The sequence below is a fragment of the Pantoea sp. Ft-CA_14 genome (assembly GCF_024520875.1).
Taxonomy (GTDB): domain Bacteria; phylum Pseudomonadota; class Gammaproteobacteria; order Enterobacterales; family Enterobacteriaceae; genus Pantoea; species Pantoea agglomerans.
Genome location: NZ_JALNPM010000015.1, coordinates 18,144 through 31,182 on the forward strand (window position 1 = coordinate 18,144; position 13,039 = coordinate 31,182).

General features: G+C 57.3%; 12 protein-coding genes. 7 read left to right on the forward strand and 5 right to left on the reverse strand.

Going from position 1 to position 13,039, the window contains the following annotated elements; all coding sequences use genetic code 11:
- Positions 1-163: 163 nt before the first annotated feature.
- Both rsmD and NR195_RS19140 read left to right on the forward strand, forming a co-directional pair.
- Complete coding sequence (gene rsmD / locus NR195_RS19135) at positions 164-763, forward strand: 16S rRNA (guanine(966)-N(2))-methyltransferase (protein WP_010671526.1); 600 nt, start codon at positions 164-166, stop codon at positions 761-763.
- Complete coding sequence (locus NR195_RS19140; RefSeq protein WP_003852192.1) at positions 753-1,025, forward strand: DUF1145 family protein; 273 nt, start codon at positions 753-755, stop codon at positions 1,023-1,025. Before rsmD ends, NR195_RS19140 begins: the two co-directional genes overlap by 11 nt.
- A 26-nt stretch (positions 1,026-1,051) precedes the next feature.
- Here NR195_RS19140 and NR195_RS19145 read toward each other — a convergent pair whose 3' ends face one another.
- A complete protein-coding gene (locus NR195_RS19145) occupies positions 1,052-1,408 on the reverse strand; it encodes a DUF2500 domain-containing protein (RefSeq protein ID WP_060681232.1) in 357 nt (118 codons plus the stop codon).
- Between the two features lie 144 nt (positions 1,409-1,552).
- On the opposite strand from NR195_RS19145, the gene NR195_RS19150 reads away from it, so the two are divergent.
- Both NR195_RS19150 and NR195_RS19155 read left to right on the forward strand, forming a co-directional pair.
- Positions 1,553-2,182 (forward strand): lysoplasmalogenase, encoded by a 630-nt coding sequence (locus NR195_RS19150; RefSeq protein WP_010253326.1) that lies wholly within the window; start codon positions 1,553-1,555, stop codon positions 2,180-2,182.
- Between the two features lie 93 nt (positions 2,183-2,275).
- Entirely contained in the window at positions 2,276-4,567 is a 2,292-nt protein-coding gene (locus tag NR195_RS19155) for a zinc/cadmium/mercury/lead-transporting ATPase (protein ID WP_061901965.1), read from the forward strand.
- Between the two features lie 54 nt (positions 4,568-4,621).
- Here the strand turns inward: NR195_RS19155 and tusA are convergent, their stop codons facing one another.
- Positions 4,622-4,873 (reverse strand): sulfurtransferase TusA, encoded by a 252-nt coding sequence (tusA, locus tag NR195_RS19160; protein WP_010253330.1) that lies wholly within the window; start codon positions 4,871-4,873, stop codon positions 4,622-4,624.
- Positions 4,874-5,077: 204 nt separating this feature from the next.
- Here tusA and NR195_RS19165 point away from each other — a divergent pair, with 204 nt between their 5' ends.
- Positions 5,078-5,743, forward strand: a complete 666-nt coding sequence (locus NR195_RS19165; protein ID WP_010253331.1) for a 7-cyano-7-deazaguanine/7-aminomethyl-7-deazaguanine transporter — start codon at positions 5,078-5,080, stop codon at positions 5,741-5,743.
- 116 nt (positions 5,744-5,859) lie between these two features.
- On the forward strand, positions 5,860-6,414 hold the full coding sequence (locus NR195_RS19170) for a DcrB family lipoprotein (RefSeq protein WP_010253333.1): 555 nt from the start codon (positions 5,860-5,862) through the stop codon (positions 6,412-6,414).
- Positions 6,415-6,469: 55 nt separating this feature from the next.
- Here the strand turns inward: NR195_RS19170 and iolE are convergent, their stop codons facing one another.
- The 3 genes from iolE to iolD form a co-directional block, all read right to left on the reverse strand.
- Positions 6,470-7,366, reverse strand: coding sequence for a myo-inosose-2 dehydratase (gene iolE, locus NR195_RS19175; protein ID WP_010253335.1), 897 nt, complete (start codon positions 7,364-7,366; stop codon positions 6,470-6,472).
- Between the two features lie 47 nt (positions 7,367-7,413).
- Positions 7,414-8,424, reverse strand: coding sequence for a Gfo/Idh/MocA family protein (locus NR195_RS19180; RefSeq protein ID WP_033780961.1), 1,011 nt, complete (start codon positions 8,422-8,424; stop codon positions 7,414-7,416).
- A gap of 62 nt (positions 8,425-8,486) precedes the next feature.
- Complete coding sequence (gene iolD / locus NR195_RS19185; RefSeq protein ID WP_010253337.1) at positions 8,487-10,427, reverse strand: 3D-(3,5/4)-trihydroxycyclohexane-1,2-dione acylhydrolase (decyclizing); 1,941 nt, start codon at positions 10,425-10,427, stop codon at positions 8,487-8,489.
- 545 nt (positions 10,428-10,972) lie between these two features.
- Here iolD and iolC point away from each other — a divergent pair.
- Positions 10,973-12,886, forward strand: a complete 1,914-nt coding sequence (iolC, locus tag NR195_RS19190; protein WP_256844822.1) for a 5-dehydro-2-deoxygluconokinase — start codon at positions 10,973-10,975, stop codon at positions 12,884-12,886.
- The last annotated feature ends 153 nt before the right edge of the window (positions 12,887-13,039 follow it).

Below are 13,039 nucleotides of genomic sequence, written 5' to 3' on the forward strand. Positions count from 1 at the left end.
TGGTCAGCGCCAGACCGGCGTAAACCGCAGAATAATGCATGACTTCAGCAACTCAGTAGTCTAACACTTTCCAGCCAGCTCACCACAGCACCCTTTTTTAACGTTTCTTCTCACCGATTCGCCCGTTAAACTACGCAACAAATTATGACGAGTTGTGAGCAAGATGAATAAAAACCCCCGCAGTACAGGCGGTGCCGGGCAGATTCGCATCATTGGCGGCCAGTGGCGCGGACGCAAGTTACCGGTGCCGGACAGCGCCGGACTGCGCCCGACTACCGATCGGGTACGTGAGACGCTGTTTAACTGGCTGGCCCCGGTGCTGCCAGAGGCGCGCTGCCTCGACTGCTTTGCCGGTAGCGGCGCATTAGGACTGGAAGCCCTGTCGCGTTACGCGGGATCGGCGACGCTGCTCGAGCTGGAACGGCCGGTGGCGCAGCAGCTGACAAAAAATCTGCAGACGTTGCGCGCCAGTAATGGCACCGTGATTCAGACCAATGCGTTAAACTGGCTGGCACAGCCAGGTGAACCGTTCGATGTGGTGTTTATCGATCCGCCGTTTCGCCAGGGATTGCTGGAACAGACGTTACAGCTGCTGGAGCAGAATCACTGGCTGGCCGATCAGGCGCTGATTTACGTCGAAAGTGAAGTGGAAAATGGCGCACCGCCGGTGCCGCCAGAGTGGGATCTTTATCGCGAGAAAATAGCCGGACAAGTGGCTTATCGTTTGTATCAACGTCAACAGGAGACGCAGGATGTTACTTAATTTGGGGCGTCTGTTGATGCTATGCGTGTGGGGATTTCTGCTGGCTAACCTGGTTCATCCCTACCCGAAACCGCTGACTTATTTTATCAACGTTGCGCTGATTTTCATGATCCTGATGCATGGTCTGCAGCTGGTGTTACTGCGCACCACGCAGACCAAAGATGCGCCGCCGATTGACCGCGTCACCCAGGCCAAAGTGTTTCTGTTCGGGGTGTTCGAACTGGTCGCCTGGCAGAAGAAAAACTTCCCACGCAAGAAATAATCCCGGGCGGGTGCAATGCCCGCCGGTTACTGCCGGGGTGTGAAGCTGATAAAGCGCGTGCCCTGCATCTTCAGCTCGCCTCTGGCGCCCTTGTCCAGCTGATGATATTCCGCCTCTTTAAGCTGCACTTTGATGTCGCTGGCACCGTTCAGCGGGTGAAACAGCACCTCGTAGCGCATCTCTTCCCCGGCGATCACTTCCCGCTGCCGTGAACGGCGATTGGGTGCAGGAAATTCACGTTTGGTTTTGACCTCAACCTGCAGAGAACGCTCGGGTGAAGCGTTATTCACCGCCACTTCCCGGCGTTGCTTAATGAACTGACGGGTCGCCAGCACGGCGATAATCGCCAGAACGATGATAAAGATTAGCGGCGGTTTGCTCATAGCGTTCTTGTGCCTGCAGGATGATTAATCAGGCGGCAAAGCATACAACCAGAGTTGCCTGATTGTCACATCTCAGAGGCTTAACCTAAACTGGAAGGGATATTTTGGGATCTTTCACCATTTTGAACAAAAAAGGGAGAAACAATGCTCTGGTCTTTCCTCGCTGTACTTTTCTCCGGCTGGCTCTATGTCGACGCCACCTATCGCGGCCCGCAATGGCAACGCTGGTTATTTAAGCCGGTCACGCTGCTGCTGCTTGTCGGGCTGGCCTGGCAGGCACCGGTGCTGCAGACTACGGACTACCTGATTCTGGCCGGTCTGGTCGCGACGCTGGTCGGTGATGCGTTAACGCTGCTGCCACGTCAGCAGATGCTCTATGCCATCGGGGCTTTCTTCCTGTCGCACCTGCTTTATACCCTCTGCTTCGCCGCCAGCATGACCATGACCTTCTTCTGGCCAATTCCGCTGACGCTGCTCATCATCGGTGCCGCCCTGATTGGCATCATCTGGAGCCGACTGGAAGATCTGCGCTGGCCTGTCTGCACCTTTATCGGCATGACGCTGGTGATGACCTGGATAGCGACCGAGCAGTACTTCTTCCGCCCGACCGATTACAGCTTCTCGATCATGGTTGGTGCCGGTCTGCTGCTGCTGGCAAACGCCGTCTGGTTTATCTCACACTATCGCCGCCGCTTTACCGCCGACAGCGCGATTGTCGCCGCCTGCTACTTCGCCGGTCACTTTATGATCGTGCGCTCGTTATGGGTCGTCTGAAAAAATAGCCTTGACTCTGGAGTTCACTCCAGAGTGTAGGATAAAGGATGGGCTGCGTTGCTCATCCCACTATTCTTACACTCTGGAGGTCATATGCATCAACATCACGCCTGTGGCTGCGGCAAACCCCGTGCCAGTCACGCCGCAGCAAAACCGCTGTGCCAGGTTCGCCAGGCCCGCCCCCTCTCCCTTTCTATTCATGCCGCGACGCCTGTACCTGCCGAGACGGCAGGCTGTTGCTGTGACAGTCACTGCAGCCCTGGCAACGACGCCGACACCGCTGAGGAAAGCGACCGGCGAGGTGCCGACAGTTATCCCTTTAGCTGGCAGGTCAGCGGGATGGATTGCCCGTCGTGTGCTCGCACCATTGAAACCGCTGTCCGTCAGGTAAGTGGCGTGACCGACGCCCGTGTCTTATTCAGCAGCGAGAAACTGGTAGTCAATGCTGACCAGGATGTACAAAACGCCGTTGAACAGGCGGTGAAAAAAGCCGGCTTCCAGCTCGCAACCCCATCAGCCACGTTGGCCACATCCCCCGCTACGCCGGGCTGGCAGCATAACCGGATGCTGATTTTGCTGGCGCTGCTGGTGCTTGCCAGTAGCATTCTCAGCCAGTTCGCACCCGCCTGGGGCGATCGGCTGTTTGTGCTGACCACGCTGGTCGGCCTGGTCCCGGTGGCGCGCGGCGCCTGGCAGCGTCTGCGCAGCGGATCGCCTTTTACTATTGAGACATTGATGACGCTGGCGTCAGCTGGCGCACTGATTATTGGCGCACACGCTGAAGCCGCGATGGTGCTGGTGCTGTTTCAGCTGGGCGAACAGCTGGAAAGCTATGCCGCTTCCAGGGCGCGCAGCGGTGTTACCAGCCTGATGGCGTTGCGGCCTGAATCGGCGATCCGCCTTGAACAGGGCAAACGTACTGAGGTACCGCTCGCAGCGCTGCAACCCGGCGATGTGATTGAAGTCGCGGCGGGCAGCCGCTTGCCGGTCGATGGCAGCTTAATCAGCCCGCTTGCCAGTTTCGATGAGAGCGCGCTAACCGGTGAATCACTGCCGGTAACGCGGGCCAGCGGCGAAAAAATCCTCGCCGGTGCTACCAGCGTTGATCGCCTGGTGATGCTGGAAGTGGTGTCGAAGCCGGGTGAAAGCGCGATCGACCGTATCCTGCAGCTGATTGAAGAAGCGGAAACGCATCGTGCGCCGGTCGAACGCTTTATCGACCAGTTCAGCCGTATTTACACGCCGCTGGTCATGCTGCTCTCGCTGCTGGTGATGGTGGTGCCGCCACTGCTCGGCGCAGGCGACTGGCAGCCGTGGATCTACAAAGGGCTGACACTGTTGTTGATTGGCTGCCCCTGTGCACTGGTGATCTCCACGCCTGCCGCCATTACCTCCGGGCTGGCTGCGGCGGCGCGACAGGGCGCACTGATCAAAGGCGGTGCGGCGCTGGAGCGGCTGAGTTCGGTGCGCAGAATGGCGTTTGATAAAACCGGTACCCTGACGCTGGGCAAGCCACAGCTGACGCAGATCCTGCGCTTTGGCACGGCCAGCGAGTCAGAGATGCTGGCGCTGAGCGCCGCTGCGGAACAGGGGGCCACCCATCCGCTGGCCAGCGCTATCGTGGCGGCCGCGCAGGCGCGTGATCTGGTGATTCCTGACGCGCAGGATCAGCAGGTGCAGGCGGGACGCGGCATCAGCGCGAAAGTCGCTGGCCAGCAGATTCAGCTGCTGACGCCCGGCCATGCGCCCGGTCTGACGCCGCAGCAAAATGCGCAGATAGCGCAACAGGAAGCTGAAGGTGAAACTCTGGTGGTGCTGATGCGCGATGGCGAAGCGCTGGGTGCGCTGGCTCTGCGCGATCAGTTGCGCGACGACGCCGTTGAGGCGTTAAAGGCGCTGAAAAAGCTGGGTATTGAGAGCCTGATGCTGACCGGCGACAATCCGCGCGCTGCGGCGACCATTGCCCGCCAGCTGGATATTGATTATCGCGCCAGTCTGCTGCCCGCCGATAAAGTCGCGGCGATCCGTGAACTGAGTCAGCAACAGCCGCTGGCGATGGTCGGGGATGGCATTAACGACGCGCCAGCAATGAAAGCGGCAACGCTGGGCATTGCGATGGGCAGCGGCACCGATGTGGCGCTGGAAGCGGCCGATGCTGCCCTGACGCGTAATCAGCTCAGCAATCTGGCTCCGATGATTGCGCTGGCACGCCGGACACGGCGTATCATCCGCCAGAATATCGGTATTGCGCTGGGGCTGAAGGCGATTTTCCTGGTTACAACCCTGCTGGGTCTGACCGGACTCTGGCTGGCGGTGCTGGCGGATTCGGGTGCGACCGCGCTGGTCACCGCCAACGCGCTGCGGTTACTGCGTCGCCGCGCCTGAGCAGGCGGCTTCTGATCTGAAGAGTGAGGTTAACGGCGGCCTGTACGGCTGTCGTTAACCCGCCATGCCTTTGCGGATCAGAAACTGATAGGGCAGCGTGTCGGTTTGCTGCGCCAGCAAGCCATGTTCCATAAAGCGGCAGAAGCCGGGAATATCACGCGTGGTGGCCGGATCATCGGCGATGATCAGCAACGTCTCGCCATCCTGCAGGCTGCGTACGGTTTTGCGCACCATCATCACCGGCTCCGGGCAACGCAGGCCACGGGCATCCAGCTGATGGTCGGCAGAGGAAAAAGCATCGCTCATAATCAACTCGGTTCAGGTAAGGGGCGCTCATTCTAGCGCGTGCTGGCGGTGAAGCAAGGCGATAACGATTGCGCTAAAATTAACCATTGCATAAAAAGCACAACGCGGTAAGATGCCGCCGCTTTTTGCTCATAAAACTGCCAGGCGCTGCCCGAACGGCGTCCCGCAATGGGTTCCCTCACCCCAACATTAAAAAGGTTGAATATGCTCGCATTTTCTTCGCGTCAGCGCATGCATGCGCTTTTCTGGTTATCGCTGTTTCACCTGCTGGTGATCACTTCGAGTAACTATCTGGTTCAGTTGCCTATTTCAGTGTTTGGCTTCCACACCACCTGGGGTGCATTCAGCTTCCCGTTTATCTTCCTGGCGACCGACCTCACCGTGCGTATTTTTGGCGCACCGCTGGCCCGACGCATTATTCTGGCCGTGATGATCCCGGCGCTGTTTATCTCTTACAGCGTCTCGGCGCTGTTCTATCAGGGTGAATGGCAGGGCTGGCAGGCACTGGAAGTGATGAATCTGTTTGTTGCCCGTATCGCCTGCGCCAGCTTTATGGCTTACGCGCTGGGTCAGATCCTCGACGTTCACGTGTTCAACCGTCTGCGTCGCCTGCCACAGTGGTGGATTGCGCCGGGCTGCGCCATGTTCCTGGGGAATATCAGCGATACGCTGGCCTTCTTCTTTATCGCCTTCTATAAAAGCCCCGATGCGTTTATGGCGCAGCACTGGGTTGAGATTGCCCTGGTGGATTACAGCTTCAAAGTGCTGATCTGCATGGTCTTCTTCCTGCCCGCCTACGGCGTGCTGCTCAACGCGGCGCTGAAACGTCTGGCTGAACGCCAGACCGCCCGCCAGGTCAATTTCGGCTAAGTGCCCATACGGTTTCCACTACTATCCGCTAAGATCTTCTGACAATCATCAGGTTGCGTTTGCAACCTGATTCCTGTTGTATTAATGCCTGACTGGAAACTTAAAAAGGGATTCTGATGCGCAACCTGGTGAAATATGTAGGAATGGGTTTACTGGTACTCGGCTTAGCGGCCTGTGACCAGAAGAAAGATGAAGCGGCGAATGACAACGGCGTCAGCGCCAGTCAGTCGGCGCAAACCGTCACGCTGATGGATGGCAAACTGAGCTTCTCGCTGCCACCAGGCATGTCCGATAAAAGCGGTAAACTGGGTTCGCAGACCACTAACATGCACGTTTATGCGGATGAAACCGGTGCCCGCGCCATTATTGTGATTGCCGGTGACCCGACCAATGATGGTCTGGATGTGCTGTCGCAGCGTATGGAACAGCAGCAGCGTAACCGCGATCCGCAGTTGCAGGTGGTGTCGAACAAATCTGTGACGCTGAAAGATCAGCCCGCGCAGCAGCTGGATACGGTGATTTCTGCCAACAACCAGACCTCATGGTCTTCAGTGGTTCTGGCGAAAGTAGATGGCAAACTGGTGACGCTGCAGATTACGCTGCCAGGTGATAATCAGCAGCAGGCGCAGAGCGATGCTGACAACATCGTGAAAAGCATTACGCTGAAGTAAAACAAAAGGCTGGCTTCCCTGCACGGGGAAGCCAGCCTTCGTTCAGAAGGGCTTTTTATAAACCTGCATTCTCGCGAATATATTTCCGCGCTTTCACCGCATATTCAAACGGATTGGCCAGTGCCGGATCCTGCTCCGCTTCAACCACCATCCAGCCTTTATAGCCGTAATCATCCAGGATTTTGAACACCGGTCTGAAGTCGATCACGCCATCGCCCGGTACGGTAAAGGTGCCCTTTTTCACTCCTTCCAGGAACGAAAGATGGTTCTCACGCACCTCGGCGACCACCTCATCACGCACATCCTTAAGATGAACGTGGAAGATGCGCGGCAGATATTTCTCCAGTACCGCCAGCATCTTCTGCTGGGAGCCTTCGGAGTAGTAGACGTGGCCGGTGTCATAGAGCAAACCGACCTGCTCGTCGGTCATCTCCATAAACCGGTCAATCTCTTCAGTGGTCTGAATGCCGGTGCCCATGTGGTGATGCAGCGTCACGCGCATCCCCTTCTCCGCCGCGATGCGGGCCAGTTCGTTGTAGCCTTCCGCGGTTAACTGCCACTCTTCATCGCTGAAAATGGCTTTCTCTTCAAACACCGCAAGCCCGGTGCCCTGAATACTTTTACTCTGTTCAGAACAGCCAATCACCCGCGCGCCCATCGCATGCAGGAAGTTCATATGCTCGATGAACTGTTCGATGGTTTTCTGTTTGTCGCCGTTGGCGAAAAAGGTGCTGAACCAGGCGTTACAGATTTCGATGCCGCGAATGTCGAGCATCGGTTTCAGGATCGCCGGATCGCGAGGATATTTGCTGCCTACTTCGCTGCCGGTAAAGCCAGCCAGCGCCATCTCACTGACGGTTTGCTGGAAGGTATTCTCACTGCCGAGATCCGGCATGTCATCGTTGGTCCAGCCGATCGGGGCGATCGCCAGTTTTACATTCTCTTTGTTCATTATCTTATTCCCAGGCGGAGAGCGGCCATGCCGCATAGACAGCTAAATCAGTTATAGAAAGCAGGACGCGGCGGCATCTCTACCGGCTCAATCGCACCACTGTTCTGCGCTTTAATGCAGGCATCGGCGGCGACTGAGGCGGCAAAGCCATCCCAGGCAGAAGGACCGGTCAACTGGCCCGCTTTGATGTCGTTGATAAACGCCTGCAGCTCAACGTCATACGCCTCGATAAAGCGATCTTTCCAGTCCACCAGAATGGTGTTCGAGAGGCGGGCCTCTTTGCGCAGCTGCACCGAAGAGGGCTCTGGCAAGCGGGCAATCCCCTCTTCACCCACCACTTCACACTGGATGTCATAGCCGTAAGCGCAGTTAACGAAGATCTCGACGTCAATGCGAACCCCTTTCTGGGTTTCAAACAGCACGATCTGCGGATCTTTCAGCTGACTGTGTGACTTCGAGGTGACGCGCGGGAAGACTACCTGCACCGTTTTATAGTCATCGTTTGTCAGCCAGCGCAGCACATCCAGCTCGTGGATCAGGGTGTTGGTGATCGCCATCGGCGTGGTGTAGTTCTCCGGCACGGTCGGGTTGCGGTGCGCACAGTGCAGCATCAGCGGCTCACCGATATCGCCATCGGTGATCACTTTTTTCAGTGCACGGTAGCCCGCATCGTAAGGACGCATAAAGCCGACCTGCACCAGGCGTTTACCCGCCTGAATCTCTGCATCCACGACCCGGCGGCAGCCCTCGGCGCTCATCGCCAGCGGCTTTTCACAGAACACCGGTTTACCGGCGGCAATCGCCGCTAAGGTGAACTCTTCATGGGTCGGATCCCATGAGGTGACCAGCACCGCATCAACATTCGGAGACTGAATCACGTCGTGTCCATTTTCGAATACCTCCGCCTCAATATTCAGGCGTTGCAGTGCGGCACGCGCGCCTTCGACATTAATGTCAGAGACGGCAACCACCTGTGCACCCTGCAGCACATGGCTGCAGCGGCGAATATGTTCCTGACCAATTGCACCTGTACCGATGACGCCAAGTTTCAAAGTCATAATTACACCTGTGTAGGGTTCGTACGGAGAAGAGCAAAACGGGCCGCGGCACGGCCCTGAAATTAATATTTTCGTGCCTGATCCAGATGGCTGTTGAGCTTGTCCGCCACCGCCTGAGAACGTTCGGTCTTCGAGGCCTGCGCCACGCCGACGTGCCACCAGCTGAAATATTTGTGGATCATGGTTTTTGGCAGCACTTTGATGTCGATAAGGGTGGAAACCGTCTGGGTACGGGCATCTTCCAGCGCCGCTTTGAGCTGCTCCAGCGTGGTCACACGATAGGTTTTACAGCCATAACCGGCGGCGATAGCGGCAAAATCGACCGGGATAAAGCCGCCGTCCAGCTTGCCGCCTTCCGCATTACGGAACCGGAACTCGGTGGTAAAGCTGTCCATGCCGTGTTCCATCTGCAGGTTATTGATGCAGCCGTTGGTCATGTTATCCAGCAGCACTACGTTGATCTTCGCCCCTTCCTGAATCGAGGTGACCAGCTCTGAATGCAGCATCATAAAGGAGCCATCACCGACCAGCGCATAGACCTCGCGCTGCGGCTGCGCCAGCTTCACACCCAGCGCGGCATTCACTTCATAACCCATGCAGGAGTAGCCATATTCAACGTGGTAGGCGTTGTAATCTTTGGTGCGCCAGACGCGCTGCAGGTCGCCCGGCAGACTGCCCGCCGCTGCTACAACCACTGCGTCTTTCGGCAGTTGCTCATTTAAGGTGCCGAGCACGCTGCTTTGCGTCAGTAGCGACTGGGTCAGGCGGTTAAACTCAGCGAACACCGCTTCGCGGTCGAGATGATCCGCAATCTCCGGCACAAAGTCGCCATCGTGATATTCCACCTGGTAGACGCGCTGCGTCTCTTTCAGCAGCTGGCTCTGCGCCTGCTCAATCTGATTGCCCCAGTCGTTGCTGTAGTGCTGCGAGGCCAGCCCGGCGGTGAGCGCGGTCAGCCCTTCGCGGGCATCGGCCAGCAGCTGCACGCCATCGAGCTTGTAGCTGTCGAAGTTACTGACGTTGATGTTCAGGAAGCTGACATCGGGATGCTGGAAAATCCATTTCGACGCGGTGGTGAAGTCGGTGTAGCGGGTGCCGATGCCGATCACTAAATCGGCCTCTTTCGCCAGCAGGTTAGCCGCCAGACAGCCGGTTTCGCCCACGCCGCCGACATTCAGCGGATGGTCAGAGACCAGCGTGCCTTTGCCCGCCTGCGTCTCCGCAAAGGGAATCTGATAGCGCTCGGCAAACTGGCGCAGCGCCTCGCCCGCTTCGGAGTATTTCACTCCGCCGCCGCAGATAATCATCGGCTTGCGCTTACGGTTAATCAGCGTCAGGGCATCTGCCAGCTGCGCCGCCACCGGCAGGCGGCGATCCAGACGGTGCACCCGTTTCTGGAAGAAGTAGTCCGGGTAATCCCAGGCTTCGCCCTGCACATCCTGCGGCAGCGACAGCGTGACCGCGCCGGTTTCTGCCGGATCGGTCAGTACACGCATGGCGTTGATACAGGCGGACATCAGCTGTTCCGGGCGGCTGACGCGATCCCAGTATTTGCTGACGGCGCGGAAGGCATCGTTGGTGCTGATGCTGAGATCGTAGCTCTGCTCAATCTGTTGCAGCACCGGATCGGGCTGACGGGTGGCGAAGACGTCGCCTGGCAGCAGCAGCAGAGGAATGCGGTTGGCGGTCGCGGTCGCTGCGGCGGTGATCATATTGGCCGCACCAGGCCCCACAGACGAACTGCAGGCGATAATCTGGCGGCGCAGCGACTGGCGCGCAAAGCCGGTGGCTGCATGAGCCATGCCCTGCTCATTACGGCCCTGGTAGACCACCAGATCGCCGCTATCCTGTTCCAGCGCCTGGCCCAGCCCCAGCACGTTGCCATGTCCGAAAATGGCGAAGATGCCTTTTACGAACTTCGTCTCAACGCCATCGACATCAATGAATTGATTATCAAGAAATTTAACCAGCGCCTGTGCCGTGGTCAGTCTGATAGTGCCCATATTCTTCCTTACATGCTGGTGGACCCCGACTTCCGCGACAGCACGCCAGGCGTTGTCATCGGCGGAAAAGGCGACCTGAATAACTGAAACGTGAGGCGATTATAAACAAATATATTTTTCATAAAACACGATTACAGAAGAAACATTTCATTTTGCGAGTGAGATCAAATTTAATGACGGCAACAGGTCTGGCGGGCGATTACAGTGGGGAAATCTGGAACGTTTAACAGAGAGTGGTGCCTGATGAAAAAATTCATTTCAATGCAGCAGCTTGCCTGACTGGCGTGCGGATTCCTGCGATCCCCTTCACAACCCTGACATACCGCACATCACGCTGGCAGAGTTCGCTCAGGCGGGCGGCAATCAGGAGTTTTACCTGGTTCACAAAATTGCGATGGATATTTCATTTCGTATTGAATATGGAATTTTTATTCCTCATACTCCCCTCATAGCCAGTCAGACACCTACAGACCCGGAAGCAGAGCGTAACTGGTGTCGGTCTTTACGCCCGCCAGCGCTGCTAATCACAGAAGGAAACCACAGGTATGAGTACACAACAGAAACCGCTTGATGTGATTTGTATCGGGCGCATCGCCGTTGATTTTTATGGCCAGCAAATCGGGGCGCGACTGGAAGATGTCACCTCGTTTGCTAAATATCTGGGCGGCTCGTCGGGCAATGTCGCCTATGGCACCGCGATTCAGGGGCTGAAATCGGCGATGCTGGCGCGGGTGGGAGATGAGCATAATGGTCGCTTTCTGCGTGAAGAGTTGCAGCGCGTAGGCTGTAACACCGATGCGCTAATCACCGATCCGCAGCGTCTGACCGGACTGGTGATCCTCGGCATCAAAGATGAAGAGACTTTTCCGCTGATTTTCTACCGCGATAACTGCGCCGATATGGGTCTGGTTCCGGACGATATCGATGAAGCCTTTATTACCTCTGCGCGCGCAGTGGCGGTTACCGGCACCCACTTATCCCATCCTCAGACCCGCGAAGCGGTGCTGAAAGCGCTGGATATTGCCCGCCACAACGGCCTGCGCACGGCGCTGGATATCGATTACCGCCCGGTGTTGTGGGGACTGACCTCTCTGGGCGACGGTGAAACGCGTTTTATTGAGTCGTCACAGGTCACGCAGCAGTTACAGGAAGTGGTGCACTATTTCGATTTGATCGTCGGCACCGAAGAGGAGTTTCATATTGCCGGTGGCAGCACCGACACCCTGACCGCGTTGAAAAACGTGCGTCAGGCGAGTCAGGCGACGCTGGTCTGCAAACGCGGTCCGTTGGGTTGCGTGGTGTTTGAAGGCGAGATCCCGGATAGCTGGGAACAGACTGAACTGCACACGGGCGTTCGCGTCGAGGTTCTCAACGTGCTGGGCGCGGGCGATGCCTTTATGTCTGGCCTGCTGCGCGGCTGGCTGAATGATGAGGGCTGGACTCAGGCGTGCCGTTACGCCAACGCCTGTGGAGCGCTGGTGGTGTCACGCCACGGTTGCGCACCCGCCATGCCAACCAAAGCGGAGCTGGATGATTTCCTGAGTCGCGACAAAGAGGTGAAGCGTCCCGATCTCGACAGCCGTCTGAACCATCTGCACCGCGTGACTACCCGCAAGCAGCAGTGGCCGGAGCTGAATGTCTTCGCCTTTGACCACCGCAAACAACTGGCGGATATGGCGCAGGAAGCGGGCGTGGACGAAAGCCGCATTCCGGAACTGAAACTGCTGCTGCTGGAAGCCGCTCAGCAGGCTGCCAGAGAAGCAGGATTAGAGAATAAAAGCGGGATTCTGGCGGATACGACCTACGGTCAGAAGGCGCTGAACGCCATCACCGGTAAGAACTGGTGGATTGGCCGCCCGATTGAGCTGCCGAGCTCGCGTCCGCTGCGCCTGGAACATGGCAACATCGGCTCACAGCTGATCGACTGGCCTGCCGAACACGTGGTGAAATGTCTGGTCTTCTATCATCCGCATGACAGTGCTGAACTGCGTAAAGAGCAGGATGAGCTGGTGCTCGACGTCTGGAACGGCTGTAACAAAAGCGGTCATGAGCTGCTGCTGGAAGTGATTCTGCCTGACAACAATCCGGATAAGAATGAAACGTATTACTTTGATATGTTGAGCCATTTCTACAGTCTGGGCATCCAGCCTGACTGGTGGAAACTGCCACCGCTGTCGGCGGAAAGCTGGCAGGCGATCAGCGGTCTGATTGAGCAGCAGGATCCCCACTGTCGCGGCATTCTGTTACTCGGTCTGGATGCGCCCGAAGAGAAGCTTAAAGCGGGCTTCGCCGCGGCGGCCAAAGCGCCCTGGGTGAAAGGTTTTGCGGTAGGCCGCACTATCTTTGGTCAGCCTTCCCGCCAGTGGTTACAGGGGGAGCTGGACGATCAGGCGCTGATTGAGACGGTTAAAGGCAACTATCTGCGACTGATTGAGTACTGGCGCGCTGCCCGCGCCTGATTTGCTGCTCTGTCAAAAAGCCGCTTTTAGACCGTGCAGTCACAGGGAACACGGTCAGATCGGAAAGACGCGAAAGCTGCCATCCATGGCATGCTCGGCCCGCACCATCCTTGGTGCGGGACGCTTTCCTCTTCTGACCGTGTTCCCTGCTCG